This is a genomic window from Mesorhizobium sp. B1-1-8, assembly GCF_006442795.2.
Classification (GTDB): Bacteria; Pseudomonadota; Alphaproteobacteria; order Rhizobiales; family Rhizobiaceae; genus Mesorhizobium.
In genome coordinates this window covers 4758342-4784841 of the sequence record NZ_CP083956.1, presented here as the reverse complement: position 1 = coordinate 4784841, position 26500 = coordinate 4758342, and the positions used below count along the sequence as shown (strand labels likewise).

Genomic DNA, 26500 nt, shown 5'->3' with positions numbered 1-26500 from the left:
GATCAGTCGAGCAGCGAGACGGCTTTGCGCGAATATGTGGCGTTGCTGACCTGGGCAAGCATGAAGGCCGCCACGTCGGCGCGAGGCAGGATCGGCAGCAGCGATTTTGCCCGAATGCCGTTGCCGTGGCGGAACCGGCCAGTAGCGGGGCCATTGCCAAGCCTGGGCGGCCGAACGATCGTCCAGTCGAGGCCGGACTGCGCGATTAGTCTTTCTTTCGCTTCGTGATCAGCCACCTCATGACGCAGCACGAGCGGCGCGATGATGCCGCCGAGCAGCGGCCCCAATTGTCGACGGCTGTCGCTGACGCCCAGGAACGATTGATAGATGAGCCGCGCGGGACCGGTCCGCTGCATCGCCTCGACGATGAAGCCGATGCCGGCAATCACCGCCGCATCGTGCTTCAGCGGCACGCTGACCCCGAGACAACTGAGCACCGCGTCGTGGCCGCGAATCGCGCCGTCCACCGCCTGGCGGTCAGCGACGTCTCCGATGATTACCCTCAGATGCTCGTCGCTGACGGCAAATTTGCTCGGCGTGCGGACGAAGGCAGTCACCATGTGGCCCTCCGCCAACGCCGCCGAGACGAGGCCGCGCCCCGTCGCGCCGGAGGCGCCAAAGATCAACAATCTCATCGTCAGTCTCCCGGTTATCGTCAGCGCGGTTTGCGCCCGGCAACGAAAGCGACGGGTGCTCCCGCCGGACCGGGCAGCAGCTTTGTGTCGGCATAGCCGCATTCCTCGACCAGGGCCTGCGCTGCACCGTTCTCGAAAACTGTGCCGCCCCACATCGTGGTGCGAAAACCTGCGAGCGCGTGTCCCAGTGCATCCGGCCCGGGATTGACCATTGCCAGCAGCAACCAGCCGCCCGCCTTCAGGGCCGCCCGGCAGCGCGGGACGATTGCTCTGACATGTGCTTCCGGGATGAAGGCGCTGGGTACGAAAGCGAGGTCGAACACTTCCTCCAGCTCAACCTCCTGGCCGAGACCGATGCGCAGTGTGATACGGTCCGCGTGCCCGGCCGCTTTCACATTGGCGTGTGCCTGGGCGATGGCGTCGGCCGACGGGTCGATGCCGACGGCCCGCAGTTCCGGCCACTCCCGCAGCATAGATACCGACAGTGCGCCGACGCCGACGCCTATATCGAGGAAAGCAGCACCTGGCTTGTCGAGCCTCTCCGGCAGACCGGCAAGCTGCGGCGCGATTGATCGCTTGAGCAGCACAGGGAAACCGGCGGAAACGTCGCCGAGGGCCTGCCGCAGGCTGGCTTCCGCGGTCTCCGCGCCGGCGGATGGCGCCGACAGGAGCTTGCCGCCCGACAACAGGTCGACCTTGATGCTCGCCAGCACGGGCAAAAGCTCGGCGGCGCTGGCGTCGGCAACCACGTCCGATACGCCGAGGCTGCCGAGTACAGCTTCGGTGCGCCGAGCCGCTTCATCGTCCAGTGCCGTGCCACGCAGCCGCGCCTCCAGCGCAAGGCCGAGCGCCACGAGCGCGTTTAACGATGCCGCGTGCCGCGCCACTACCGCTCGCAGGTTTTCCATGCCCATGGCTCAGCTCTTCTGATACGGATCATGCCGATTCTGGCGCCGCCGGCGTGATCCCGCCATTGGCGATTTTCGCGCAAGCCTGTGCGGAACGGCACAAGCATCCGGCGCCGAGCTGGTCTAGAATGAGCCCGTGATGACAACCGGCGAACCCGACTGGAACGATCTGCGCTACTTTCTCGCCACCGCGCGGGCGGGAACGCTGTCAGGCGCGGCCCGCGCGGCGGGCGTGCGGCACACCACGGTCAGCCGGCGCCTGGCCGCACTCGAGGCTGCGCTTGGGGTCGCGCTGGTGGTGCGCCGCCCGCAAGGCGTCGAGGTGACGCCGCTTGGCCAGAAATTACTGCCGCTCGGCGAGGATCTGGAACGCGCCATTGAGGCGATGACCGCCTTGGCCCGCTCGGGTACGCACCGCGTCAGGCTGGCGCTGCCGACCGGGTTCAGCCCCTTCTTTACCGAGCGCACGGCGGCTTTCCGCAAGGCCTGTCCCGAAATCAGCCTCGAATTGACCAGCGGCAGCCGCCCCGTCGATCTCCAGCATGGCGAGGCCGACCTCGCAGTCAGGATTGGGCCTGTTATCGACGAAACGCTTGTTGCACGCAAGCTTTGCGTCTCGGGCTGGTCGCTCTACGCCTCCCGGGTCTACCTTGATCGCCATCCAATGCCGATCGATCCACATCGACTGTTCGGGCACGACATCATCGGCTTTCACGAGAACCTTGCTGGCGTGCCCGGTGCCCGCTGGGTCGAAGCGTACGGCAACGGCGCGACGATCGTGTTTCGCGTTGCGGAAATGACCGAGATGCTGGCGGCGGCGCTCGGCGGCGCCGGGTTGGCGGCGATGCCCTGCATGCTGGCGGAACCCGAACCGCGTATGGTGCGGCTCACCCCCGATATTATCGGCAGCCACCCAGTTTCGCTTGTCTATCGCCGCGAGATCGGTGATGAGGCGCCGGTGCGCGCCGTCATCCGCTTCGTGGCCGCCGTAATCAAGGACCACGCGGAGTTGATCAGCGGTGAGCCGCGCCGACTTCCAGAAAGCGGGTCTCGGATCGGGCCCGTCGATCTGGCGAAGTGAGCGCAACGCGGTTACGGTGGGTGCGAAACTGCCGGCGTAAGATTTGTTCAGGGCGTGTCAGGCGATGGGACGATAAATGACGGCGCCTGGCGATTTGATGCAGGCCTTGTTCCTCAGGCTGAAAAGCGATTCCTCGCTGTCGGCCCTGCTCGGCGGCGCTGGCCTGCTCGAGCGGGCAAGCCAGAATGCCGCCTTTCCGCATGTCACTTACGGCCGCACCAGCGCGTTCGATCTCGAAAGCGGCGCCGATGACGACAAAGATCAGCTCGTCACGCTGCATGTCTGGTCGAAGGCGCAAGGCGAGGCCGAGACGCGACTGATCATGGATAGCATCAGGTCGCGCCTCGACGGTGCTGCGCTTTCTATCGGCCCGCGCGGACAAACACGCCTGTCGCTGGAATTCGCCGAGGCGCGCTATGACGAGGACCTCGCCGTCCATCACGGGCTGCTGCGCTTTCGCGCCGTCACGCAGGAAACCGCCTGACAGCCAGCTCGATCCAACTCCCCGCTCTAGAGCGTTTCACCGTTTCACGGAAACGGCGAAACACTCTATCTGTTTGTTTTTACGCAATTCCGGACGGAAAACCGTGTCACACTTTTCCTGGAATTGCTCTAAATCTGCGCCTGGATGGCGGCCTTGTCGATGACCGACCAGACCTCGCGGATTCGGCCGTCGTGAAATTCATAAAAGACATTTTCGGCAAAGGCGACGCGCTTGCCGTTGACCGGCAGGCCGAACAGCATGCCCTTCGGCCTGCAGTCGAAATGCAGGCGGGCGGCCACGCGCGGCGGCTGGCTAACCAGGAGCTCGATGTTGAAACGCAGATCCGGAATGGCCTGGAAATCGCTCTCAAGCATGCGGCGATAGCCCGCCAGTCCGACCGTCTCGCCATTATACTGCACCTCCTCGCCGACGAAGCGGCCGAGACTGGCCCAGTCCTCAGCGTTCAGGCAGGCGATGTAGCTTTTGTAAAGGTCGGCGAGTTCCTCGCTCGTCACGGCGCGCTCCATTGTCATCGGCGTTCAGCACGTTAACTAGTGCCGGACCCGGCACGCGAAAACCATAAAAATCATAGCCGTGCAGCTGGTTTTGCGGTTATGAATCTGGAGCCGGCTTGAGGGATTTGGGCGGCAGGAATGCAATCGGTTGTCTCGCGTTACGGGGGTATGGCGGGCATGGATTTTCGGCCGTTCACCGTTCATTTCACGTTCAGCACGTATGCGTTAGAACCGTGATCATGAAAAATTTTGGCTCTAACCTCCGAACCGCCATGCTGGCGCTTGCCACAGCCGGACTGTTTGCATCGCAGGCGAGGGCGATGCCGCTCATCGAGCCGTCGGTCGAACGGCCGGTCGTGCTCGCCGCCGGCGATTGCTACGCCATCGGTCAGCAGGTCGCGGCGCAGAATGGCGGCACGCTCGCCAAGGCCTCGCAGTCGACGCGCGGCGGCCAGCAGGTCTGCGTCATTGTCGTCCTGGTTCCCGGCAAGGACGGGCAGCGCCCGCGCCGTTCGGAAATCGTCGTCCCGATGAACTGACGCTCCTTTTGCCTTTGAACAGGCTCGAGTTTCCCAGGCCGGCGGAATCGGCCTATATTTCAACCCGTCAACAGGCTTCAACCCATGCGCGTGCTCGTCGTCGAGGATGACAAGGATCTCAACCGGCAGCTGGCGGATGCGCTGGTCGATGCCGGCTATGTGGTCGACCGTGCTTATGACGGCGAGGAGGGGCATTTCCTTGGCGACACCGAGCCTTACGACGCCGTCGTCCTCGACATCGGCCTGCCGCAGATGGACGGCATCAGCGTCGTCGAACGCTGGCGTCGCGGCGGCCGCAAGATGCCGGTGCTGATCCTGACCGCCCGCGACCGCTGGAGCGACAAGGTGTCGGGCATCGACGCCGGCGCCGATGACTATGTGACAAAACCCTTCCACATCGAGGAGGTGCTGGCCCGGGTGAGGGCGCTGATCCGGCGCGCCGCCGGCCACGCCTCATCGGAGCTCACCTGCGGCCCGCTCAGGCTGGACACAAAGGCCTCCAAGGCCGATGTCGACGGTGTGCCGCTGAAGCTGACCTCGCACGAGTTCCGGCTGTTGGCCTATCTGATGCATCATATGGGCGAGGTGGTGTCGAGGACGGAGCTGGTCGAGCACCTCTATGACCAGGATTTCGATCGCGATTCCAATACCATAGAGGTGTTTGTTGGCCGGCTGCGCAAAAAGATGGGCATTGACATGATCGAGACCGTGCGTGGCATGGGCTATCGCATGCGTGAGCCGGAGGCGTGACGCGGAACCGCTGCAGCCGACAACCATGAGGACACGCGTGCTGCGGCTCTGGCCGCGCTCGCTGACCTTTCGCGTCATCGCCTTTTCCACCATCTGGGCGATACTGACGCTGGTCGTCATCTTCACCTTGATTACCACGCTTTACCGCCAGGCCAGCGAGCGCGGCTTCGACAGCCTGCTGTCGGCGCATCTGTTCAACCTGATCGGCTCTGTCGGCATTTCCGACAACGGCGCGCTCACCGGCTCGCCGGACCTTGGCGACCTGCGCTTCTCCGAACCGAATTCGGGCTGGTACTGGTCGGTGGAGCCGGCCTCGGAGGGCGTGCATGGCGAGATCCATTCCTCCTCGATGACGACCTCGATCCCGTCGCCGAGCGTCGCCGAAGTGCCCTTCAACGCGAACTTCCAGCGCAGCTACGCCTCAGACGGCATCAAGGGCGAGCAGTTGCACGTGTTCGAGAGCGAATTCGTGCTCGATGCCAAGAACCGCGCCGCCCGCTTCCGCGTCATGGGCAACCACAGCGAGCTCGAGCAGGAGATCGCCAGCTTCCAGCGTCGTTTGCTCACCTATCTGTCGCTGTTCGGCGTCGGCATGATCGCCATCAACGCCATCGCCATCCTGATTGGGCTGCAGCCTTTGCGCCGTGTGCGCAATGCGTTGGCCATGGTGCGCGAGGGCACGGCGCAGCGGCTCGACGGGCGCTTCCCGGCCGAGATCGAGCCTTTGGCCAGCGAGACCAACGCGTTGATCGAGAACAACAGGCGCATCGTCGAGCGCTCGCGCACGCAGGTTGGCAATCTCGCCCATTCGCTGAAGACGCCGCTTGCCGTGCTGATCAACGAGGGCCGCGCGCTCGGCGGCGCCAAGGGCAGTCTCATCGCCGAACAGGCGGCCTCGATGCAAAAGCAGGTCGACCATTATCTGCAGCGGGCGCGCGTTGCGGCCCAGCGCGACAGTGTCGTTTTCCGCACGCCGGTGGCGCCTCTGGTCGAGCGTATGGTGCGCGTGCTGCGCAAGCTCAATCCGCAAACCAGGCTTTCGCTGTCGCTGCCGCCGGCCGAGATCATTTTTGCCGGCGAGCGCGAGGATCTGGAGGAGTTGCTCGGCAACCTGCTCGACAACGCGATGAAATGGGCGAAGAGCGCTGTCGCCGTTTCCGTTGCTCCGGCGATGGGAAGCGCCAACCTGTTCGACATCGTTATAGAGGATGATGGTCCGGGCATTCCCGAGGACAGTGCGCGGGAAGTGCTGAAGCGCGGCAGGAGGCTCGACGAGACAAAGCCGGGGACGGGGCTTGGGCTTGCCATTGTCGCCGACCTCGTCAACGAGTATGGAGGCGCCCTGGCGCTGGAACGGTCCGGCATGGGCGGCTTGAGGGCGGTGGTGAGATTGCGGAGCCTTCAATAATGTATTTTATCGATTTGCGTGAGGGCAGCTGCGGCCAAATTTCCGACAAATATCAATACTATGCGCACGCCAGTTTCCCCGACGGCGCGGCCGCCAGTCCATCTCGCTCAAGAAATCCATCCCGACCAAAAAGTCCATCTCGCTCAAGAGAACCGGTTGCTGGCATGAAGATTTGCGTCGCGCTCGTTTCCGCTTTGCTGGCCGTTTCGGGCTGCACCACGCTCGGCAGCGGTGGCCCTGCCTCTCCGCTGACGCCCGTCGCCACGCCGCCGGCCGGCGGCAAGGTGTCGACCGGCATCGTCTCGGCGATGAATGGCGGGCTCATCGGCGGATCGATCGGCTCAGGCCTGAGCGACGCCGAAAAGCGCAAGGGGCTGGAGGCGGAGTACAAGGCGCTGGAATACAACACCAGCGGCCAGAAGGTGACGTGGAAGAGCGACAGTTCCAATCACTCGGGCGAGGTCGTCGCCGCCCAGCCTTACCGGGTCGGCTCGCAGGATTGCCGCCAGTACACCCACACCGTCTTTACCGGCACCTCGGGCGTCACCGCACGCGGCACCGCCTGCCGCAATGCCGACGGCAGCTGGACGCCGCTGACCTGACGGCGCCTTAGAGCATGATCCCGAAAAGTGGGAACCGGTTTTCGGAGAAGATCATGCTCCAACAAAGAGTTAGACTGTGATGGCGATTCAACGAAACGCCATCACAGTCTAATGCATGTCGCCCAAAAGTGACCTCGGTTTTGGGACAACGACATGCATAAGACCTAAAGCATGTCGCGTGAATCCTTTTTCACGCGACATGCTTTAGTCGGCGCCATTGATGTCGATCAAGGCCGGGCGGCGCATCCGCCGTCAAAGCGTCGCAGTGCGCCTGTGTTGGCAGGGCGGGGCTCTGCCTTTATTGGAAGAACCATGCTGTTCTGGGTCATAGCCGCAATCCTCACGCTGGGCGCCAGCCTGGCGGTGCTATTGCCGCTTGCCGGCGGCACCAGGGGCGCATCGGCTGCCGGCGACCACGACCTCGAAGTCTATCGCGACCAGCTGTCGGAACTCGAGCGCGATGTAGCGCGCGGCCTGATCCAGCCGGCTGAGGCGGAAGAAGCGCGCGCCGAGATTGGCCGCCGCATCCTGCGTCTCGGCGCGGCTGCTCAGCCCGGCGCAGAAGCGCGGCGATCCTCGCGCGCCGCAAGATTGATCGCCACCGCCGCCGTGCTGGCGGTGCCGCTGGTGAGCTGGGGGCTTTATGGCGAGCTCGGCTCGCCGGACCTGCCGTCGCAGCCGCTTGCCGAACGGCTCGCCAAGAACCCGGCAGACTCCTCGGTCGATGAGCTTGTCGCCCGCGCCGAGGCGCATCTCGCCGCCAACCCGTCCGATGGCAGGGGCTGGGACATACTGGCGCCGGTTTATCTGCGCCTGCAGCGTTTCCCCGACGCGGTGACGGCCTATCGCAACGCCATCAGGCTCGACGGCGACAGCGCCACCCGCCGGGCCGGTCTTGGCGAGGCAATCGCCAACGCTGCCGGCGGCATCGTCTCGGCCGACGCACAGGCCGCCTTCGAGGCGGCGCTGAAGCTCGACCCGGCCAACGCCAAGGCGAGCTTCTATCTGGCAATGGGCCTGGCGCAGGAAGGTAAGAAGGCCGAAGCCGCGGCAGCCTGGCAAAAAATGCTTGGCCAGCTTGCGCCGGATTCGCCCTGGCACAGCGCCGTCCAGCAGGCACTGGCCGAGACGACGGAGCCCGCGGTTGCAGCAGGCGCGCCGGCCAGCGGACCAGACGCCCAGCAAGTCGAGGCGGCGCAGCAGATGTCGCCGCAGGACCGGCAGGCGATGATCGAAACCATGGTCGCCGGCCTCGACGACAGGCTGAAGCAAAATCCCCGCGATGAGGAAGGATGGATGCGGCTCATTCGTTCCTATGCCGTGCTCGGCAAGGCCGACCAGGCGCGCGACGCCCTCGGCCGCGCTGTCGCCGTTTTTGGCGCCGACAGCGAGGAAGCAAAAAAATTAACCGCCCTTGCCGCCTCGCTCGGCGTGACGGCGACGGAGTAAAGGATGACGCGTAAGCAGAAGCGATTGTCGGTGATCCTGGCGGGGCTGGCCTTTCTTGCCGCCGCTACCGGGCTCACCTTCTACGCGCTCGGCCAGAAGGCGTCCTATTTCTACATGCCGGCCGATCTCGCCACGGCAACCATCCCGCCCGGCCAGCGCATCCGTCTCGGCGGCCTGGTCGAAAAGGGAACTTTCGTGCGCGGGCAGGGCGCTACCGTCGGCTTCTCGGTCACCGACAAGCAGAAATCTGTCAAGGTCACCTACACCGGCATCCTGCCAGATTTGTTCCGCGAGGAGCAGGGCGTCATCACCGAGGGCGCCTTTGGCCCGGACGGGGTCTTCGTCGCCGACAGCGTGCTGGCCAAGCATGACGAGCGCTATATGCCCAAGGAAGTCGCCGACGGCCTGAAGGCCAAGGGCGTGTGGCAGGAAAGCAAGAGTGAATAAGCGGGTTCCGCAAAAGTGCCACGCGGTTTTGCGATCAGAACCTGCGGCAAACAGGTAAAAGATGGTTGAAACCGGACATTTCGCCCTCGTGCTGGCCTTCGCACTGTCGCTGGTGCAGATGCTGGTGCCGCTGGTCGGCGCCCGCACCGGCAACCAGCGCTTGATGGTGGTCGGCGGCCCGGTCGCCGTCACCGGCTTTGCGCTCACCGCGCTCTCCTTCGCCGCACTTGCGGCCGCCTATGCCGGCTCCGACTTCTCGGTGGCGAGCGTGTGGGAGAATTCGCATTCGCTGCAGCCGATGATCTACAAGATCACCGGCACCTGGGGAAACCACGAAGGCTCGATGCTGCTCTGGGTGCTGATCCTGACTTTCTTCGGGGCGCTTGTCGCCGTCTTCGGCGCCAACCTGCCGGCGACGCTGAAAGCCAATGTGCTGGCCGTCCAGGGCATGATCGGCGCCGCCTTCTTCCTGTTCATCCTGGCGACATCCAACCCTTTCATCCGGCTCAACCCGGCGCCTATCGAGGGCCGCGATCTCAACCCGGTCCTGCAGGATCTCGGCCTCGCCATCCATCCGCCGCTGCTCTATCTCGGCTATGTCGGCTTCTCGATCTGCTTTTCCTTCTCGGTCGCCGCCCTGATCGAGGGCCGCATCGACGCCTCCTGGGCGCGCTGGGTGCGGCCATGGACGCTGGTCGCCTGGATGTTTTTGACCGGCGGCATCGCCATGGGCTCTTACTGGGCCTATTACGAACTCGGCTGGGGCGGCTTCTGGTTCTGGGATCCGGTCGAAAACGCTTCCTTCATGCCATGGCTTGCCGGCACCGCGCTGCTGCATTCGGCCATCGTCATGGAGAAGCGCTCGGCGCTGAAGATCTGGACGCTGCTGCTCGCCATCCTCACCTTCTCGCTGTCGCTGCTCGGCACTTTCCTGGTGCGCTCCGGCGTGCTCACCTCCGTGCACGCCTTTGCCACCGACCCGACACGCGGCGTCTTCATCCTTTGCATCCTGACGCTGTTCATCGGCGGCTCGCTGGCGCTGTTTGCATTGCGCGCCTCGAGGCTCACCGCCGGCGGCCTGTTCCAGCCGATCTCGCGCGAGGGCGCGCTGGTGCTCAACAATCTGTTCCTCACCACCGCCACCGCAACGGTGCTGGTCGGCACGCTCTACCCACTGGCGCTGGAAGCGCTGACCGGCGGCAAGATCTCGGTCGGCGCGCCGTTCTTCGACCTCACCTTCGGCCCGCTGATGCTGCCGCTGCTTGCCATCGTGCCATTCGGGCCGCTGCTTGCCTGGAAGCGCGGCGATGTCTTTGCCGCCTCACAGCGCCTGATGGCGGCCTTCGCGATTGCGCTCGCAGCGATGCTGGTCACCGGCCTGTTCATCGATGGCGCCTCGGTGTTTGCTGCGCTCGGCGTCGGCCTTGCCGTCTGGCTGGTTTCCGGCGCGTTGACCGACCTTGCGGTGAAGTCCGGGGCCGGCTTGGTGGCGCCTGCCGTAATGCTGAGGCGCTTTGCCGGACTGCCGCGCTCGGTCTTCGGCACCGCGCTTGCCCATCTCGGCCTTGGGCTGACCTTGCTTGGCATCGTCGGCACGCTCTCCTTCGGCACCGAAAAGATCACCACCATGCGCCCCGGCGAGACGATCGAACTTTCCGGCCATTCGGTGCGCTTCGAGGGGCTTTTCCCGCAGAAGGGCCCGAATTACTCTGAGGACCGCGGCCGCTTCCTGCTGATCGGCGCCGACGGCAATCCGGATGGCGAGATCACTTCTGCCAAGCGCTTCTATCCGGTGCGGCAGACGGTGACGACCGAGTCCGGCATCAGGACGCTGGGCCTCAGCCAGCTCTACCTGTCGCTCGGCGACGAGGCCAATGACGGCTCCGTCGTTGTGCGCCTGTGGTGGAAGCCGCTGGTGACGCTGATCTGGGGCGGCGGACTGGTGATGATGGCCGGCGCAGCCATGTCGCTGATGGACCGCCGTCTGCGCGTCGGAGCGCCCGCAAGGCGGCGCAAGACAGCCACTGCGGCCGTGTCCGCGAGCCCGATATGAAGGCGAGATTTTCGCTCGCCTCCCTGGTGCTGCTGCTGGCGCTTCTCTTCGCCGGCGTCGCCCAGGCGGTGAAGCCCGACGAGGTGCTGCAGGACCCGGCCTTGGAGGCCCGCGCCCGCGCGCTGTCCGAAGGTTTGCGCTGCATGGTCTGCCAGAACCAGTCGATCGACGAGTCCGATGCCGACCTCGCCCGCGACCTGCGCGTCCTGGTGCGCCAGCGCCTCGTTGCCGGCGATACCGACCAGCAGGTGATGGATTACATCGTTTCGCGTTACGGCGAATTCGTGCTGTTGAAGCCACGCTTCAGCCTGCGCAACGCGCTTTTGTGGGGCACGCCGGTGCTTCTGCTGCTCGTCGGCGGAGCCTTCATCGTCATCAGTGCCCGCTCGCGCCGCGCCGCGCCCGATAGCCCCCTGAACGCCGAGGAACAGGCGGCGCTGGACAAGATGCTGCGGGATTAGGGCACGAAGTGAGCAATGCGGAGGTTAGTCGAAACGCCTGCGCCGTCGTCTCGTCATCCACGGGCGAAGCAAGGAGCGAAGCGACGCGGCGCAGACCCGAGGATCCATTCCGTGACTTCGAGGCGTCGCGGCCGTCCAGAATTCTGCTCCGTGGCACCCCTCGCGCGAGGTAACGGAATGGATCCCAGGGTCTCCGCGACGGAGCTTCGCTCCTGCTTTGCCCTGGGATGACGACGTCGCGGGTGCGTCCGCCAAGCCTCAGAGCGCGGCATACCTCATCCCTTGTCTTTACGCTCGGCTTCCACGGCCTCGATCACAGCGTCGATTTCCACCATCGCAACTTCGTGAGGCACAACACGGCCCGCCTTTGCATCGGCTATCCCGCGCTTGATGCCTTCGATCATCTTAGTCTCCGAATCGATTGAGACTCGAATTCGCATCGTACGGCCTTTGGTCATTTTGAACCTCGTGATCCCAATGCATCCCTGCCGCTCCTCAACATTACAAAACTTTCATGTATCGGAAATGGCGCCGTAATGTGCGGCTCTCTAATCCTCTTGCCCGAGGATGCTTCGCCTGAGCGCATCCACTCTAAAGAGGATAAGAGACCCCATGAACATTGCCCCCGATTCATATTCCCGTACCCGCAAGCGCCTGTTGGCGGCCGTCGCCTCCCTGGCTGTTGTCGGCGCGGTTGGCGCGGGCGCGCTCGCTACCGGCACCGCCCCCGTGCTGGCCGATGCGGTGCGCGTCCAGGCTCCGCAGGTACCGAGCTTCGCCGATGTCGTCGAGCGCGTCTCGCCGGCGGTCGTCAGCGTCAAGGTCAAGGCCAAGATCCAGCCGACCGCCGATGACGGTTCCGATGACCAGGACGGCTTCGACAATTTGCCCGACAATCCGCAGCTGCGCCGCTTCTTCAAGGAGTTCCGCGGCTTCGGCGACCAGGGCGGCCAGCAGTTCGGCATGCGGCCCTTCGGCCATCGCAACCGCGGCAATGGCGAGCCGCGCCCGGTCGCGCAAGGCTCCGGCTTCTTCATCTCCGAGGACGGTTACCTCGTCACCAACAATCACGTCGTCTCGGAAGGCTCGAACTTCAGCGTCGTCACCAATGACGGCAAGGAGCTCGACGCCAAGCTGATCGGCACCGATCCGCGCACCGACCTCGCGGTGCTGAAGGTCGATGGCGGCGGCAGCAAGTTCACCTATGTCGACTTCGCCGACGATTCCAAGATCCGTATCGGTGATTGGGTCGTCGCCGTCGGCAACCCGTTCGGCCTCGGCGGCACCGTCACTGCCGGCATCGTCTCGGCCCGCGGCCGCGATATCGGCGCCGGTCCGTACGACGACTTCATCCAGATCGACGCTTCGGTCAACCGCGGCAATTCGGGCGGCCCGAGCTTCAATCTCAACGGCCAGGTGATCGGCATCAACACCGCCATCTTCTCGCCCTCGGGCGGCAGCGTCGGCATCGCCTTCGACATCCCGGCCTCGACCGCCAGGCAGGTCGTCGAAGACCTGATGAAGAACGGCTCCGTGCAGCGCGGCTGGCTCGGCGTCGAGATCCAGCCGGTCACCTCCGACATTGCCGAGTCGCTCGGCCTGAAGTCGGAAAAGGGCGCGCTGGTTTCGAGCGCCCAGGATGCCGGTCCCGGCAAGAAGGCCGGCATCGCCGCCGGCGACGTGATCACCCAGGTCGACGGCAAGGACGTTGCCTCGCCGAAGGAACTCGCCCGCCTGATCGGCGCCTACCCGCCGGGCAAGTCGGTCGATGTCACCGTGCTGCGCGACGGCAAGACCGAAACCGTCAAGGTCGACCTCGGCACGCTGCCGTCGAGCGACAAGCAGGCCTCGAACAACGACAGCAAGCCAGCCGCACCGGCCAAGGCCGACACGCTCGCCGATCTCGGCCTCACCGTCACTAAGTCGGAAAATGGCAAGGGCCTGGTGGTCACCGATGTCGATCCCGACAGCGACGCCGCCGACCGCGGCATCCAGCCCGGCGACACCATCACCTCGATCAATTCGGTCGAGGTGAATGGCACCGACGACGTCTCCAAGGCAATGGCGGACGCCGCCAAGGCGGGCCGCAAGGCTGTGCTGATGCAGATCACCCGCGACGACTCGAACCGCTTCGTCGCGCTGCCGGTCGGCAAAGGCTGATCGCTTCAAAATGTTAGGGCGCTGCGCGCCCAAGGAGATGCGCGGCGCTCTAAGCGGCTTTTCCCTGTGGTGGATCAACACCCCCGAGCCATCGCCGGGAAAACATGGGGCCGAACACGTTAGTCAGTCACCGTGTTTCGCTCCTGGCGGCAGCGGGTTCCCATCCCCGCTGCCGCTTTAACAAAGCACGTCGCCCAAAAGTGGAAACCGGTTTTGGGATAACGACATGCGAGACAAAGAGCATGTCGTGGCGCCGCTCAGGACGACGACGGCCAAAAGGGCTCAGTGCAATGGCTGCCCCTCAACCTTCAAGTGAAATCGCGTATAACGGCTCCATGAAGATTCTGGTCATGGAAGACGATCGCGAGGCGGCGGACTATCTGCAGAAGGCCTTCGCCGAGGCCGGCCATACCGCCCATGTCGCCGGCGACGGCGAGACCGGCTTCGCGCTGGCCGATGCCGGCGACTATGACGTCATGGTGATCGATCGCATGATGCCGCGCCGCGACGGCCTGTCGGTGATCGCAGCCCTGCGCTCCCGCGGCAACACCACGCCGGTGCTGATCCTGTCGGCGCTGGGCGAAGTCGACGACCGCGTCACCGGCCTGCGCGCCGGCGGCGACGACTATCTGACCAAACCCTATGCCTTTTCCGAACTGCTTGCCCGCGTCGAGGTGCTGAACCGGCGCGCCGGCGCACGTGAATCCGAGACCGTCTACCGGGTCGGCGACCTCGAGCTCGACCGGCTTTCGCATTCGGTCAAGCGCGCCGGCCGCGACATCACGCTGCAGCCGCGCGAGTTCCGCCTGCTCGAATATCTGATGCGCCATGCCGGCCAGGTGGTGACGCGCACCATGCTGCTCGAGAATGTCTGGGATTATCACTTCGATCCGCAGACCAACGTCATCGACGTCCATGTCTCGCGGCTGCGCGGCAAGATCGAGAAGGGCTTCGACAAGCCGATCCTGCACACGATCCGCGGCGCCGGCTACATGCTGAAGGGCGGCTAGGGAGCAAGATGGCTCTTTCCCTGCCGGCCATCATGAAGACGACGGCGGCCCGGCTTTCGGCGCTTTATCTTCTGCTTTTCGCGCTCTGCGCGGTGCTGCTCGTCCTCTACATGACGTCGCTGTCGGCGCGCATGCTGACTGCGCAGACGCAGGAGACCATCAACGACGAGGTGCTGGGCCTGGCCCGCGCCTATCAGCGCGGCGGCCTGCCGGTGCTGGTGCGTGTCGTCGAAGCCCGCTCGCGTCAGCCCGGCGCCAATCTCTATCTGATCGCCGACGCCAACGGCCAGATCCTGACCGGCAATGTGCAGAGCCTGGAGCCGGGAGTCATCGAGACGGAGGGTTGGACGACCGAGCCCTTTTCCTACCAGCGCTTCGGCGAGGGCGAGCTCGATCGTCTGCGCAGCGGCGGTTCGGACCAGTCCGCGCCCCCGGCCAACGAGGGCAACACACCACAATCGACAGGTGAGAAGGGTCACAACGCCATCGCGCTGGTGCTGAGGCTGCCTAACCAGATGATCATGCTGGTCGGCCGCGACCTCGGCGAGCCCGAGCGCTTCCGCGCCGTCATCAGCCGCGCGCTGACCCTGGCGCTCGGCATGATGGGCCTTGGCGGCATCCTGATCTGGTTCTTTGTCGGGCGCGCCGCGCTGAAGCGCATCGACAGCGTCTCCGACGCCAGCCGCCGCATCATGGGCGGCGATCTCAGCGGACGGCTGCCGGTCACCGGCGCCGGCGACGAATTCGACCGCCTGTCAGAAAACCTCAATTCGATGCTGGCCAGGATCGCCATGCTGAACGAGGGCCTGAAGCAGGTCTCCGACAACATCGCCCATGATCTGAAGACGCCGCTGACCAGGCTTCGCAACCGCGCGGAGGCGACGCTTGCCGGCAGGCACAAGACGGAGGACTACCGCCAGGCGCTCGAAGGCACGATCGCGGAGTCCGACCAGCTCATCAAGACGTTCAACGCCATCCTGATGATCTCGCGCTTGGAGGCCGGCTACTCCTCCGAACAGACCGGTCCCGTCGATCTCGCCGCCACGGTAAGCGACGTCGCCGAGCTCTACGAGCCGGTGGCGGAGGAGGCGGGGGTCGCGCTGGAAACGACCGTAGCGGAGGCCCTCACGATCAACGGCAACCGCGAGCTGATCGGCCAGGCGCTGTCCAACATCGTCGACAATGCGATCAAATACTCGACCGACGCAGCCGAGACGCCGAAAGTGCGGGTGGTGCTGGAGCGCGCTGGCAACGAGATCAAGCTTGCCGTCACCGACAATGGCCATGGTATCCCCGACGACGCCGATCGCGCCCGCGCCACCGAGCGCTTCGTGCGGCTGGAGAAGAGCCGCTCGCAGCCGGGCTCCGGGCTGGGCTTGAGCCTCGCCAAGGCCATCATGACTTTTCACAACGGCAGGCTTGATCTTTTGCCAGCCAATCCCGGATTGTCCGTGGTCATGAGTTTCCCTGCACGGGAGACGCACTGATGGCGGTGACGATGGCCAAAAAACCCAGGCAACAGGAATGGCAACTCAGCCCAACGCTGGCGCTTCGTCCGCTAGATAAGGACCATGCCAGGCGGGAACTGTCGGAAATCGCCGACGCTGCGGAGGAAGAAGGTCTTTCCCGTCTCGCTGCTTTTCTGGCGGGCGAGGGACCGTGGCAGGATCTGCTCGCCGCCGTCTTCGACCTCTCGCCCTTCCTGCGCGACATAGCGCGAAGACGCCCCGCGATCCTCGACACATTGTTCGACGGGTCCATCGAGGCGCGGCTGAACGCCATCGGCGAGGCGGTCGGCCGCGTGGCGCAGGCTGATGCCGTCTCGGAATCGAGTCTGATGATGCAACTCAGGCAGTGGAAGACCGAGGCGCATTTCCTGATTGCGCTGGCCGATCTTGCCGGCGAGGCCGAAACCCGCCTTACCGTGCGCCGCCTCAGCGAACTGGCCGATGCTTGCACGCGCGCCGCTGTCGATTTCCTGCTGCTCGACGCGCATGGCCAAGGCAAGCTCAAATTGCCCGATCCGAAACATCCCGCGCGTGGTTCGGGCTGGATCCTGCTCGGCATGGGCAAGCTCGGGGCGCATGAGCTGAATTTTTCCTCCGATATCGACCTCATCGCCTTCTTCGACCCCGAGGCGCCGGCCGTCATCGATCCGCTCGACGCTACCGAGCTGTTTTCGCGTCTCACGCGGCGGCTGGTGCGCATCCTGCAGGACCGTACCGAGCACGGCTATGTCTTCCGCACCGATCTGAGGCTGCGCCCCGATCCCGGCTCGACGCCGCTGGCCATCCCGGTCGAGGCTGCACTTCGCTACTACGAGGCGCGCGGCCAGAACTGGGAGCGCGCCGCCATGATCAAGGCGCGGCCGGTGGCCGGCGATCCGACGCGCGGGTGCGGTCTTCCTCAAGGAATTGCAGCCCTATGTCTGGCGCAAATACATGGACTATGCGGCGATCGCCGACGTCCATTCGATCAAGCGCCAGATCCACGCCCACAAGGGCCATGGCGAGATCGCGGTTAAGGGCCACAACGTCAAGCTCGGCCGCGGCGGCATTCGCGAGATCGAGTTCTTCGTCCAGACGCAGCAGCTGATTGCCGGCGGCCGCTTCCCGGAGCTGCGCGGCCGTGAGACGGTGCCGATGCTTGGCCAGCTTGCGGCGCGCGGCTGGATTACCGCCGATGCGCGCGATGCGCTGGCCCGGCAATACTGGTTCCTGCGCCGCGTCGAGCATGCCATCCAGATGGTTGCCGACGAGCAGAGCCATATCCTGCCCGACGATGACGAGGAGCTGGAGCGCATCGCGCTGATGCTCGGCTTTGCCGGCGAGGCGGAATTCGCCGAAACTTTCCGCGCATCGCTGCAGCAGGTCGAGCGCCATTATGCGGCGCTATTCGAAACCGCGCCCGAACTGTCGGCCGGTATCGGCAATCTCGTTTTCACCGGGGATGTCGACGATCCCGATACGCTGCGGACCTTGCATCGCCTTGGCTTCCAGCGGCCGAGCGACATTTGCCGCGTTATCCGCGGCTGGCATTTCGGCCGCTACCGCGTCACCCGGTCGGCGGAAGCGCGCGAGCGGTTGACGGAGCTGACGCCGGCGATGCTAAAAAGTTTCGGCCAGACGCGCCGCGCCGATGAAGCGCTGATCCGTTTCGATGAGTTCCTCGCCGGCCTGCCGGCCGGCATCCAGCTGTTCTCGCTTCTGCAGTCGAACCCAGCGCTGCTCAAGCTGATGGCGACGATCATGGGCGCCGCGCCTCGGCTCGCCGCCATCATCACGCGCCGCCCGCATGTCTTCGACGGACTGCTCGATCCGGCGCTGCTGACGGAGCTGCCGGACCGCGCCTATCTCTCGGCACGCCTTGCCGCCTTCATCGAGGGCGACCGCGCCTATGAAGACGTGCTCGACCGGCTGCGCATCTTTGCCTCCGAACAGAAATTCCTGATCGGCGTCAGGCTGCTTGCCGGCTCGATCGATCCGGCCCGCGCCGGCCGCGCCTTTTCCGATCTCGCCGACCTCACCATCGAGGCGGCGCTCAACGCGGTGATCGCCGAGTTCGCATTGCGTCACGGCAGGATCGCAGGGGCCAGAGTGGCGCTGCTCGGCATGGGCAAGCTCGGCAGCCGTGAGCTGACCGCCGGTTCCGACGTCGACCTCATCCTGCTCTATGACCACGATGCGGATGCGGAAGACTCTGATGGCGAAAAGCCGCTGGCGCCCTCGCACTACTATACCCGCATGACGCAGCGCCTGATCGCCGCCGTTTCGGCGCCGACGGCTGAAGGTGTGCTCTATGAGCTCGACCTGCGCCTGCGCCCTTCAGGCAACAAAGGCCCGGTCGCCACCCATATCGATGCGTTCAAGAAATATCAGCGCCAGGACGCCTGGACCTGGGAGCATATGGCGCTGGCAAGAGCACGCGCCATCGGCGGCGATCCGGCGCTTTGCGCCGAGCTTGACGCCGAGGTGGCCGCGATTCTGGCGCTGCCGCGCGACGCGGCTAGGGTCAAGGCGGAAGCTTCCGAGATGCGGGCGCTGATCGAGAAGGAGAAGCCGCCGCACGACGTTTGGGACATCAAGCTCATTCCCGGCGGTCTCATTGACCTCGAATTCATCGCCCAGGTGGCGGTCATATCGGGCAATGTCGAGCCCGGCCGCCGGGCGACCGCAACGGCCGATGTGCTCGCGCGGCTGGCTCCCGGTTTCGCAGGGATCGATGTTCGGCAGGAGCTTTGCGAGGCCTACAGTCTCTATCTGGCGCTGACCCAGATGATCAGGCTCTGCCTCACCGGTGAGTTCCAGCGGGACGATGTCCCGCCGGGGCTGTCGGATCTGCTTCTGGCGGTCACCGACCTGCCGGATTTCGGTGTGCTGGAAGCACACCTCAAGGAGACGTCGCGGAAGGTCAGAAAGGATTTCGAGATTCTGCTTCGCGTGGGAGCACCGACTTCGCAAGGTTAATCCACGTCTCATTCCTTCACACCCCATCTGTCCGGCAGGACAGAGGGGGTGCTGTCCCGCCGACGTAGCGGATTTTTCAATGAAATTTACGCCGCCGCCTTCACCGACGGCGGCGACTTCTTCAGCGGGATGCGTACCGACACGATGGTGCCGACGCCTTCGGTCGAGCGGATCTTCAGCGCGCCGCCTTGCAGTTCGGCCAGCGAGCGCGAAATTGCAAGGCCGAGGCCGGAGCCGGCGTGGTTCTTGGAGAACTGGTTCTGCACCTGCTCGAACGGCCGCCCGAGCTTGCCCAGCGCCTGTTTGGGGATGCCGCAGCCATTGTCCTCGATGGTCAGCACCAGCGCGCCTGAGGCGTGGCGCGCCCGCACTGTGATATGGCCGTCCTGGCCGGTGAACTTCACCGCGTTGGACAACAGATTGATGGCGATCTGTTTGATAGCCCGCCGGTCGGCGAAGAGCCGCATCGTATCGGCGATGCGCGTTTCCACCGTGATCGACTTTTCCGCCGCCTGCAGCGAGATGACGCGCACCGTCTCCTTGATCAGCGGGCAGAGGTCGATTTCCTCGCGGTCCAGCGAGAACTGGCCGGCTTCGATCTTCGACATGTCGAGGATGTCGTTGATGACGCCGAGCAGGTACTTGCCACTGCCGTTGATGTCGCCGGCATATTCCTCGTAGCGCGACGAGCCCAGCGGCCCGAACAGGCCCTGCTGCATCAGCTCGGAAAAGCCGATGATGGCGTTGAGCGGCGTGCGCAGTTCGTGCGACATATTGGCGAGGAATTCGGATTTGGCCCGGTTGGCAGCCTCGGCGCGCTCGGTCTCTTTCATGTATTTGCGGTTGAGTTCGACCAGCTCCTTGGCGCGTTCCTCCTCGGCGCGGCGGGCGAGGCTGAGGTCGTGGATGGTCGCCATCAGCCGGCGCTCGCTGTCGACCAGCTTTTCCTGGTGCAGCTTGATCTGGGTGATGTCGGAGCCGACCGAGACGATGCCGCCGTCCCTGGTCTTCAACTCGTTGACCTGCAGCCAGCGGCCGTCCGAAAGCTGGCGCTCGAAAGTGACGCCGCCTTGCGGCCCGTTGGCATTGGCCAGCCGCCGCTCTGAGGCGAAGGCCAGCATCCGCTCCTCGAGCGCCGTGCGGGCGGCGCCCGGCATCACGTCGCGGTCCGATAGGCCGTTATCCTTCTGGAATTTGGAATTGCACATGATCAGCCGCTCGGCGGCGTCCCACAGCACGAAGGATTCGTTGATGTTCTCGATCGCTGTCCTCAGCCTGAGGTCGGCGGCTTCCGAGCGCAGCGCCAGATGCCGCTGCTCGGTGACATCGACGGCGATGCCGATCAGCTGGATCTCCGGCGCTTCCGGGTCGATCACCTGGGCCCGCGCCCGCATCCACACCCATTGCCCGTCGGCATGACGCATGCGGAACACCTGGTCGATATGGTCGATCTCGCGCTCGACGATGCGGTTGGCGAGCTCGAACAGGTCGCCATCCTCGGGATGGATGATCTCGTCGACCTCGCCGAAGGACAGCATCGTGTCGCAGGGCTCGTAACCCAGCATGTCGTACATCGAGCGCGACCAGTACATCTTGCCGCGCACCATGTCCCAGTCCCACAGGCCGCAGCGGCCGCGCACCAGCGCCATGTCGATGCGCTGATGCGCTTCGAGGTAGATACGGTCGGCGGCCTGGGCACGCGCCGCCTGGCCGAAATAGGCGTAAAGGATGACGATCAAAACGCCGGCGGTCAAAACGAACAGGGTGACGTTGAGCGAGACCATTTTGCGCCAGCTGTCGAACACCGCTTCCTTGGGCACCATCGCGGCAGCGGCGTGTCTGCGGTTGCCGGTGAGGCTTACGGCCGCGAACCAGTCCTGTCCGCCGATGCTGACGTCCATGACGCCGGCGCGGTCGCCGAACATGAACAGCGGCTGGCCGCCGAGCACAAGGCTGTCCAGCGTGCGGCCCTGCCAGCCCGTCGACATTGGCGACACCGCGATGACCTTGAAAGCGTCGTCGGTGATGGCCAGCACATGGGCGCGGCCCATGGCGCCCTGACGGCTGGTGTTCACCAGAAGATCCATGGCCGTATTGGTAGCCGCGTTGGGGTCGGCGGTAATTGCCTGCGCCATCTGGCCGGCGGCAAGCGCCAACACCGCTCTGGCGTCGCGCTCGACCTCGTCGCGCTCGTTCATCAGCGACAGCACGCGCAGGGCAGCGATGACGATGAGGAAGATGATGATCAGCGCCGGTATCGAGCGGCGCAGCAGCGGCTCTGCCGCCAGCAGCCGCTGATAGGCCGGTTCGGCGATCAGACGCGCATTGCCGGCAAGCCCGTCGCCCCTTGCCGCACGACGCGCAAAGGCCTTCCCGCCGGGCGCGCCCCACGCGTCCGTCTTGGCCATAAATGGCACTCCCCGATTTGCCGCATTCTTGACGATCCGGCTACACCGCACGTCCGAATCGTCATTAAAGAATCAAAGGTGATTCGCCTTGTCCAGAGGCGCGGCCAAAAAAGATTAAAAATCGACTAAAATAACGGTCTTTCCCTCACCGTTGAGAGGAGGGTGGACAGCCGCCGGAGGCGGATGGACGGGTGGGGTCGTTGCGGCAGTGCGCGGCTTTCGGGTTCGGCATCGTCCCTTCAAAGGGGAGGGTCAAGCCAGCGTGCGCTCCACGATATCGCGCAAATCGGCCGACAGGTTTTCGGCATTCGCCATCGTGAGTAGCGCCTGCCTTGCCTTCGCCTGCCGAATGGGCTCCAGCGAGCGCCAGGATCTCAGCGCCGTCGCCAGCCTGGCTGCCACTTGTGGATTGCGCTTCTCGACCTCCAGCACCGTCTCGACGAACAAGCGGTAGCCCTCGCCATCGGTGCGGTGGAAGCCGGTCTGGTTGGCGCTTGAGAAGGTGCCGACCAGCGCGCGCACCCGGTTGGGATTGGCGATCGAAAACGCCGGATGCCGCATCAGCGCGCGCACCGTTTCGACGGTTTGCGGGCCGGGCACGCCGGCCTGGATCAGGAACCATTTGTCGAGTACCAGCGCATCCCCGCGGTATCTCGCCTCGAAACTCGTCAGTGCCTCTGCCGCTTCCGGCGATCCGGAATGGCGGTGTGCCAGCACGGTCAGTGCCGCGGCCCGGTCGGTCATATTGGTGGCCGAGCGGAAATCTCCGGCGGCCAGCGCAGCCCCTTCCGGCAGCAGCGCGAGATAGTCGAGCAGGATATTGCGCAGCGCGCGCCGTCCGGCGCTCGCCGCGTCGGGGCTGAACGGGCCGTTGTCGGCAAGGCTGGCGTGGAGCGCCGAGAAGGCCCCACGGTTTGCCTGGGCGATCGCCCGCGCCAGCGCCTCGCGGGCGGCAAAGATGGCGTCCGGGTCGATGCCCTTGCCGATGTCGCGGGCAATGTCGGCTTCGCCCGGCAACGCCAGCGCCAGCGCGCGGTAGGCGGGCTCCAGCGTCTCGTCGCCGGCGATCCTGCCGGCAAGCTCGGCAAGCTGTGCCGCGAAGACCGGCATCTTGCCGCCGAGGATCTGGCGGAAGGCGGCGATCAGCGCATCGGTGAGCAGCGTGTTGAACGCCTGCCAGCGCGAGAAGCTGTCGTCGTCGTGGCTGGCAAGGAAGAACTGGTCGTCGGCCTTCTGCTCGACCGCGAGCGTGACCGGCGCCGAGAAACCCCGATTGAGCGACACCGCCGGCCGCTCGGTGACGCCGGTGAAACGCACCAGATGCCGCCGCTTGCGGAGATGGATGATGCCGTCTTCGACGGTTGCGCCCTCGGCAGTTGCCCACGCGACAGGCTTGCCGCCGGCGCCGACCAGGCCGAAGGCCAGCGGAATGTGCATCAGCCGCTTGCGGCTCTCCGACGGCGTCGGCGGCACCGATTGCTCGATCTCGAGCGTGAACTCCTTTGCCGCCGCATTGTGCGAGGAACTCACCGTCAGGTTCGGCGTGCCGGCCTGATGATACCAGAGCGCGAACTGCGCCAGGTCGCGGCCGGAGACGTCCTCGAACACTTTGAGAAAGTCTTCAATGGTCGCCGCCTCGCCGTCATGCCGCTCGAAATAGAGGTCAATGCCGGCGCGGAAGGTCTCGGGCCCGAGAATGGTGCGGATCATGCGCACCACCTCCGAGCCCTTTTCGTAGACGGTCGCGGTGTAGAAGTTGTTGATCTCGCGGTAGCGGCGTGGCCTGACCGGATGCGCCAGCGGACCTTGGTCCTCGGGGAACTGGTGCGCGCGCAGCGTGCGCACTTCGGCGATGCGCTTGACCGCCCGCGAGCGCTGGTCGGCGGAGAATTCATGGTCGCGGTAAACGGTCAGCCCTTCCTTCAGGCAGAGCTGGAACCAGTCGCGGCAAGTGATTCTGTTGCCTGTCCAATTGTGGAAATACTCGTGCGCGATGATCGCCTCGATATTGGCGAAGTCGGCGTCCGTCGCGGTCTCCTCGTCGGCCAGCACATATTTGTCGTTGAAGATGTTGAGGCCCTTGTTCTCCATCGCGCCCATGTTGAAGTCGGACACGGCGACGATGTTGAAGACATCGAGATCGTATTCGCGGCCGAAGGCATCCTCGTCCCATTTCATCGAGCGCTTCAGCGCATCCATGGCATACCCGGCCAGACGTTCCTTGCCGGGCTCGACATAGATGCCGAGCTCGACCTCGCGGCCTGACATGGTGATGAAGCTGCCCGCGACCTTGCCAAGCGCGCCGGCCACCAGCGCGAAGAGATAGGACGGCTTGGGGAAGGGGTCGTGCCAGACCGCATAGTGCCAGCCGTCGGCCAGCGCCCCGCGTTCCACGGGGTTGCCGTTGGAGAGCAGCAGCGGCGCCTCATTGTGCTGGGCCTCGATGCGCACCGTGTAGACCGACAGGATATCGGGCCGGTCGAGGAAATAGGTGATGCGGCGAAAGCCCTCGGCCTCGCACTGCGTGCAATAGACATTGCTGGAGCGATAGAGGCCCATCAGCGTTTCGTTGCCGGCCGGCGCGATTTCGGTTTCAAGGCGAAGCTCGAAGCGCGATGCCGCCGGTGGTTTCGCGATGATCAACTGGTCCGGCGTTGCCTCATAATCCGCCGGCGAAAGCGCCTGCCCGTCGACGGAAACGCCAAGCAGCGTCAGTCCGTCGCCGTCGAGCACCAGCGGCGTCGATACGGCGACGCCGTCGCGACGCTCGATGGTGAGCACCGCGGTGACGCGGGTCGCATCGGGGGAGAGGCGGAAATGGAGATTGGTCCGCGGAATAAGGTAGTCGCTGGGGCGGTAGTCTTCGAGCTTGAAGACCTGGCCGGTATCGGTGCGCATTCCGTGGCGTTTCCTATCGATTTTCGCTGCGGAAGCTCTGGTCCGCTGGTCCAAGAAAATTGAAGTCGGCGCTCTTTACACGAAACGCTCACTCGACAAAACTGCGCCAGGGCCAATTTCTGGCCGCGTTTTCCACTCATCTCATGAGGCATGATGATCGTCGTCACACTGAAATTCGGCATGGTGGCCGCCGCGTTGCGGCGCCGTAGCGACAACTTTCGACCTGACGGTGTCCTGCGGGACGTATCGCCAAAGTGAGCGCCAGGCCGGGGGGCGAAGCGGCCGCCAAACTATCGGATCACCCTGGTCGCGTCTTGACCGGCATCATGCTCAAGATCATGTCGGTGACGGTGTTTGTCGGCATGCAGTCCTGTATCAAGCTGGCCGGCACCGTTCCGGCCGGAGAGATCGTCTTCTTCCGCTCCTTTTTTGCCATGTTCCCGATCATTGCCTTTCTGGCCTTCAAGGGGGAACTCGGCACCGCATTCTCGACCAGGCGCCCGCTCAACCACATCGCCCGCGGCGTCGTCGGCGTCTGCGCCATGGGCCTCGGCTTCTTCGCGCTGACCAGGCTGCCGCTGCCGGAGGCGATCACGCTGAACTATGCCCAGCCGCTTTTGGTGGTGGTGTTTTCCTCGCTCTTCCTCGGCGAGGCCATCCGCATCTATCGCTGGAGCGCGGTAGCGGTCGGCATGGTCGGCGTGCTGATCATCTCTTGGCCGGAACTGACGCTGCTGCGGTCGGGCGCTGCACTCGGTGACCAGGAGGTGCTTGGCGTCGTCGCGGCGCTCGCTTCCGCGGCGATCTCGGCCAATGCGATCCTTCTGGTGCGCAACCTCGTCCAGACCGAAAGGACGGCGACGATCGTGCTGTGGTTCTCGGCCACTGCGAGTGTCATGGCGCTGTTTTCGCTGCCGTTCGGCTGGCAGGCGCCGACGACCCAGCAGGCCGGGCTGCTGGTTGCATCCGGCTTTTGCGGCGGACTGGCGCAGATTCTGATGACGGCCGCCTATCGCCATGCCGAGGCCTCGGTCGTCGCTCCCTTCGAATATACCTCGATGATCCTCGGCGTCGTCGTCGGCTATTTTCTCTTCGGTGATATCGCAACCGTGAACACGCTGGCCGGCGGCCTGATCGTCGTCGCCGCCGGCATCTTCATCATCTGGCGCGAGCGGCAACTCGGTCTGGAGCGCACGCGCACCAGGAAGGCCGCACCGCCGCAGGGGTGATCATCCGGCCCGCTGTTTCGCCAGCCGCACCAGCACCGTCCGCGTCTGCTCGTCGGCCGGGAAAAAAGACTCGATCGCCAGTTCCGACAGCGTGACGTCGAGCGGCGTGCCGAACGTCGTGATCGTGCTGATGAAGGACAGCACCTGATCGCCAGACGCGAGCCTCAGCGGATGCACGATGCCGTTCGGCTCGACCGGCGCCGGCAGGCCGCTCTTCATCCCTGACGGATAGCCGCGCAGCTCGCGTTCCAGTTCGATCAGCACCGGGTCGCCGGTCGCATCGTTCTGGTGCTTCAGCCGCTCCAGCAGATGTGCGCGCCATTCCGCCAGGTTGACGATGCGCGGCGCCACGCCGCCCGGATGCAGGCTGAGCCTGAGCACATTGACCGGCGGCTCGAGCAGCGACGGCTCCGACACGTCGGCCAAGAACGGGCCGATCGCCGCATTGGCGGAAACGAGGTTCCAGTGCCGATCGACCGCCAGCGCAGGGAAGGGCTCGTGTCCTCGCAGCACAGTCTCCACCGCCGCCATTGCGGGCGCCAGCGTGGCGTCGGTCAGCGGCTTTTCGCTGAAGCTCGGCGCGAAGCCGGCCGCCAGCAGCAGCCGGTTGCGCTGCCTGAGCGGAATCGACAGCTGTTCGGCCAGATGCAGCACCATCTCGCGCGACGGCTGGGCGCGGCCGCTCTCGACGAAGGAGAGATGCCGCTGCGAAATCTCGGCCTCCATGGCGAGGTCGAGCTGGCTCATGCGCCGACGCGTACGCCATTCGCGGATGAGGCCGCCGGCGGAGGTTTCGGATGTGGTCATGGGGGAATGACTAAGGTGGCGAGGGCAGCAATTCAATTACCTGGGAGGTTATGGGCAAAGCTTCTTCCTTGCAGATTGGCGAAGGCAGCGGCGCCGGATCTCCCCCCTTGAGGGGGAGATGGCCGGTCCACTGTCCGAACCGGATAGATAGGTAACAGAATGGACCGATTAGATGGGTGACAGTTTTCTT

Annotated in this window: 21 protein-coding genes and 1 pseudogene; 15 read left to right on the top strand and 7 right to left on the bottom strand. The window is 64.8% G+C overall.

Annotated features, from left to right (window positions below; all coding sequences use genetic code 11):
* Nucleotides 1-2 precede the first annotated feature (2 nt).
* Nucleotides 3-635: an NAD(P)-dependent oxidoreductase gene (locus tag FJ974_RS23640; RefSeq protein ID WP_181177077.1), complete on the bottom strand. Its 633-nt coding sequence runs from the start codon at nt 633-635 to the stop codon at nt 3-5.
* Nucleotides 636-655: 20 nt separating this feature from the next.
* Nucleotides 656-1549, bottom strand: a complete 894-nt coding sequence (locus FJ974_RS23635) for an SAM-dependent methyltransferase (RefSeq protein ID WP_140532711.1) — start codon at nt 1547-1549, stop codon at nt 656-658.
* Between the two features lie 133 nt (nt 1550-1682).
* Between FJ974_RS23635 and FJ974_RS23630 the strand changes: the two genes are divergently transcribed.
* Both FJ974_RS23630 and FJ974_RS23625 read left to right on the top strand, forming a co-directional pair.
* Nucleotides 1683-2624, top strand: coding sequence for a LysR family transcriptional regulator (locus FJ974_RS23630; RefSeq protein ID WP_140532713.1), 942 nt, complete (start codon nt 1683-1685; stop codon nt 2622-2624).
* Between the two features lie 76 nt (nt 2625-2700).
* Nucleotides 2701-3108: a DUF3168 domain-containing protein gene (locus FJ974_RS23625; protein WP_140532715.1), complete on the top strand. Its 408-nt coding sequence runs from the start codon at nt 2701-2703 to the stop codon at nt 3106-3108.
* Between the two features lie 128 nt (nt 3109-3236).
* Here FJ974_RS23625 and FJ974_RS23620 read toward each other — a convergent pair whose 3' ends face one another.
* On the bottom strand, nt 3237-3635 hold the full coding sequence (locus tag FJ974_RS23620; RefSeq protein WP_140532747.1) for an ester cyclase: 399 nt from the start codon (nt 3633-3635) through the stop codon (nt 3237-3239).
* 227 nt (nt 3636-3862) lie between these two features.
* On the opposite strand from FJ974_RS23620, the gene FJ974_RS23615 reads away from it, so the two are divergent.
* The 8 genes from FJ974_RS23615 to FJ974_RS23580 all read left to right on the top strand — a co-directional run bounded on the left by FJ974_RS23615 (nt 3863) and on the right by FJ974_RS23580 (nt 11332).
* The gene (locus FJ974_RS23615) at nt 3863-4162 is read left to right on the top strand and encodes a hypothetical protein (protein ID WP_140532717.1); all 300 of its coding nucleotides are present in this window, start codon (nt 3863-3865) and stop codon (nt 4160-4162) included.
* A gap of 84 nt (nt 4163-4246) precedes the next feature.
* Nucleotides 4247-4912 carry a response regulator transcription factor gene (locus tag FJ974_RS23610; RefSeq protein ID WP_140532719.1) on the top strand — a complete coding sequence of 222 codons (666 nt, stop codon included), beginning with the start codon at nt 4247-4249 and terminating at the stop codon, nt 4910-4912.
* A 25-nt stretch (nt 4913-4937) separates the two neighbouring features.
* On the top strand, nt 4938-6320 hold the full coding sequence (locus FJ974_RS23605; RefSeq protein ID WP_181177079.1) for an ATP-binding protein: 1383 nt from the start codon (nt 4938-4940) through the stop codon (nt 6318-6320).
* Nucleotides 6321-6484: 164 nt separating this feature from the next.
* The gene (locus tag FJ974_RS23600; protein WP_140532723.1) at nt 6485-6922 is read left to right on the top strand and encodes a hypothetical protein; all 438 of its coding nucleotides are present in this window, start codon (nt 6485-6487) and stop codon (nt 6920-6922) included.
* Nucleotides 6923-7234: 312 nt separating this feature from the next.
* Nucleotides 7235-8371: a c-type cytochrome biogenesis protein CcmI gene (gene ccmI / locus FJ974_RS23595; RefSeq protein ID WP_140532725.1), complete on the top strand. Its 1137-nt coding sequence runs from the start codon at nt 7235-7237 to the stop codon at nt 8369-8371.
* A gap of 3 nt (nt 8372-8374) precedes the next feature.
* Nucleotides 8375-8818 (top strand): cytochrome c maturation protein CcmE, encoded by a 444-nt coding sequence (gene ccmE / locus FJ974_RS23590; RefSeq protein ID WP_140532727.1) that lies wholly within the window; start codon nt 8375-8377, stop codon nt 8816-8818.
* Nucleotides 8819-8879: 61 nt separating this feature from the next.
* Nucleotides 8880-10871 carry a heme lyase CcmF/NrfE family subunit gene (locus tag FJ974_RS23585; protein ID WP_140532729.1) on the top strand — a complete coding sequence of 664 codons (1992 nt, stop codon included), beginning with the start codon at nt 8880-8882 and terminating at the stop codon, nt 10869-10871.
* A complete protein-coding gene (locus FJ974_RS23580; protein ID WP_140532730.1) occupies nt 10868-11332 on the top strand; it encodes a cytochrome c-type biogenesis protein CcmH in 465 nt (154 codons plus the stop codon). The genes FJ974_RS23585 and FJ974_RS23580 overlap by 4 nt, the downstream gene beginning before the upstream one ends.
* Nucleotides 11333-11607: 275 nt before the next feature.
* Here the strand turns inward: FJ974_RS23580 and FJ974_RS30215 are convergent, their stop codons facing one another.
* The gene (locus FJ974_RS30215) at nt 11608-11736 is read right to left on the bottom strand and encodes a hypothetical protein (protein ID WP_264296789.1); all 129 of its coding nucleotides are present in this window, start codon (nt 11734-11736) and stop codon (nt 11608-11610) included.
* 208 nt (nt 11737-11944) lie between these two features.
* On the opposite strand from FJ974_RS30215, the gene FJ974_RS23575 reads away from it, so the two are divergent.
* The 4 genes and pseudogenes from FJ974_RS23575 (at nt 11945) to FJ974_RS23560 (ending at nt 18968) form a co-directional block, all read left to right on the top strand.
* Nucleotides 11945-13492 carry a Do family serine endopeptidase gene (locus tag FJ974_RS23575; RefSeq protein ID WP_140532732.1) on the top strand — a complete coding sequence of 516 codons (1548 nt, stop codon included), beginning with the start codon at nt 11945-11947 and terminating at the stop codon, nt 13490-13492.
* A gap of 335 nt (nt 13493-13827) precedes the next feature.
* Nucleotides 13828-14502 carry a response regulator transcription factor gene (locus tag FJ974_RS23570; protein WP_140532733.1) on the top strand — a complete coding sequence of 225 codons (675 nt, stop codon included), beginning with the start codon at nt 13828-13830 and terminating at the stop codon, nt 14500-14502.
* 8 nt (nt 14503-14510) lie between these two features.
* On the top strand, nt 14511-15989 hold the full coding sequence (locus FJ974_RS23565) for a sensor histidine kinase (protein ID WP_140532734.1): 1479 nt from the start codon (nt 14511-14513) through the stop codon (nt 15987-15989).
* A gap of 11 nt (nt 15990-16000) precedes the next feature.
* Nucleotides 16001-18968 (top strand): annotated as a pseudogene (locus FJ974_RS23560) (bifunctional [glutamine synthetase] adenylyltransferase/[glutamine synthetase]-adenylyl-L-tyrosine phosphorylase).
* A gap of 86 nt (nt 18969-19054) precedes the next feature.
* Here the strand turns inward: FJ974_RS23560 and FJ974_RS23555 are convergent.
* Complete coding sequence (locus FJ974_RS23555; protein ID WP_140532735.1) at nt 19055-21376, bottom strand: PAS domain-containing sensor histidine kinase; 2322 nt, start codon at nt 21374-21376, stop codon at nt 19055-19057.
* Nucleotides 21377-21628: 252 nt separating this feature from the next.
* Nucleotides 21629-24274, bottom strand: a complete 2646-nt coding sequence (gene pepN, locus FJ974_RS23550; protein WP_140532736.1) for an aminopeptidase N — start codon at nt 24272-24274, stop codon at nt 21629-21631.
* Nucleotides 24275-24600: 326 nt separating this feature from the next.
* Between pepN and FJ974_RS23545 the strand changes: the two genes are divergently transcribed.
* Entirely contained in the window at nt 24601-25503 is a 903-nt protein-coding gene (locus FJ974_RS23545; protein ID WP_140532749.1) for a DMT family transporter, read from the top strand.
* Here FJ974_RS23545 and FJ974_RS23540 read toward each other — a convergent pair whose 3' ends face one another.
* Nucleotides 25504-26310 carry a helix-turn-helix domain-containing protein gene (locus tag FJ974_RS23540; protein WP_140532737.1) on the bottom strand — a complete coding sequence of 269 codons (807 nt, stop codon included), beginning with the start codon at nt 26308-26310 and terminating at the stop codon, nt 25504-25506.
* Nucleotides 26311-26500: the final 190 nt, after the last annotated feature.

What these genes read in the sequence shown, in the direction of transcription:
- FJ974_RS23600 (WP_140532723.1), top strand. Translation starts at nt 6,485, where the DNA reads ATGAAGATTTGCGTCGCGCTCGTTTCCGCTTTGCTGGCCGTTTCGGGC.
- FJ974_RS23610 (WP_140532719.1), top strand. Translation starts at nt 4,247, where the DNA reads ATGCGCGTGCTCGTCGTCGAGGATGACAAGGATCTCAACCGGCAGCTG.
- FJ974_RS30215 (WP_264296789.1), bottom strand. Translation starts at nt 11,736, where the DNA reads ATGATCGAAGGCATCAAGCGCGGGATAGCCGATGCAAAGGCGGGCCGT.
- FJ974_RS23540 (WP_140532737.1), bottom strand. Translation starts at nt 26,310, where the DNA reads ATGACCACATCCGAAACCTCCGCCGGCGGCCTCATCCGCGAATGGCGT.
- FJ974_RS23575 (WP_140532732.1), top strand. Translation starts at nt 11,945, where the DNA reads ATGAACATTGCCCCCGATTCATATTCCCGTACCCGCAAGCGCCTGTTG.
- FJ974_RS23570 (WP_140532733.1), top strand. Translation starts at nt 13,828, where the DNA reads ATGAAGATTCTGGTCATGGAAGACGATCGCGAGGCGGCGGACTATCTG.
- FJ974_RS23585 (WP_140532729.1), top strand. Translation starts at nt 8,880, where the DNA reads ATGGTTGAAACCGGACATTTCGCCCTCGTGCTGGCCTTCGCACTGTCG.
- FJ974_RS23565 (WP_140532734.1), top strand. Translation starts at nt 14,511, where the DNA reads ATGGCTCTTTCCCTGCCGGCCATCATGAAGACGACGGCGGCCCGGCTT.
- FJ974_RS23620 (WP_140532747.1), bottom strand. Translation starts at nt 3,635, where the DNA reads ATGGAGCGCGCCGTGACGAGCGAGGAACTCGCCGACCTTTACAAAAGC.
- pepN (WP_140532736.1), bottom strand. Translation starts at nt 24,274, where the DNA reads ATGCGCACCGATACCGGCCAGGTCTTCAAGCTCGAAGACTACCGCCCC.
- FJ974_RS23555 (WP_140532735.1), bottom strand. Translation starts at nt 21,376, where the DNA reads ATGGCCAAGACGGACGCGTGGGGCGCGCCCGGCGGGAAGGCCTTTGCG.
- FJ974_RS23640 (WP_181177077.1), bottom strand. Translation starts at nt 635, where the DNA reads ATGAGATTGTTGATCTTTGGCGCCTCCGGCGCGACGGGGCGCGGCCTC.
- FJ974_RS23625 (WP_140532715.1), top strand. Translation starts at nt 2,701, where the DNA reads ATGACGGCGCCTGGCGATTTGATGCAGGCCTTGTTCCTCAGGCTGAAA.
- FJ974_RS23605 (WP_181177079.1), top strand. Translation starts at nt 4,938, where the DNA reads ATGAGGACACGCGTGCTGCGGCTCTGGCCGCGCTCGCTGACCTTTCGC.
- FJ974_RS23580 (WP_140532730.1), top strand. Translation starts at nt 10,868, where the DNA reads ATGAAGGCGAGATTTTCGCTCGCCTCCCTGGTGCTGCTGCTGGCGCTT.
- FJ974_RS23615 (WP_140532717.1), top strand. Translation starts at nt 3,863, where the DNA reads ATGAAAAATTTTGGCTCTAACCTCCGAACCGCCATGCTGGCGCTTGCC.
- ccmE (WP_140532727.1), top strand. Translation starts at nt 8,375, where the DNA reads ATGACGCGTAAGCAGAAGCGATTGTCGGTGATCCTGGCGGGGCTGGCC.
- ccmI (WP_140532725.1), top strand. Translation starts at nt 7,235, where the DNA reads ATGCTGTTCTGGGTCATAGCCGCAATCCTCACGCTGGGCGCCAGCCTG.
- FJ974_RS23630 (WP_140532713.1), top strand. Translation starts at nt 1,683, where the DNA reads ATGACAACCGGCGAACCCGACTGGAACGATCTGCGCTACTTTCTCGCC.
- FJ974_RS23635 (WP_140532711.1), bottom strand. Translation starts at nt 1,549, where the DNA reads ATGGGCATGGAAAACCTGCGAGCGGTAGTGGCGCGGCACGCGGCATCG.
- FJ974_RS23545 (WP_140532749.1), top strand. Translation starts at nt 24,601, where the DNA reads ATGCTCAAGATCATGTCGGTGACGGTGTTTGTCGGCATGCAGTCCTGT.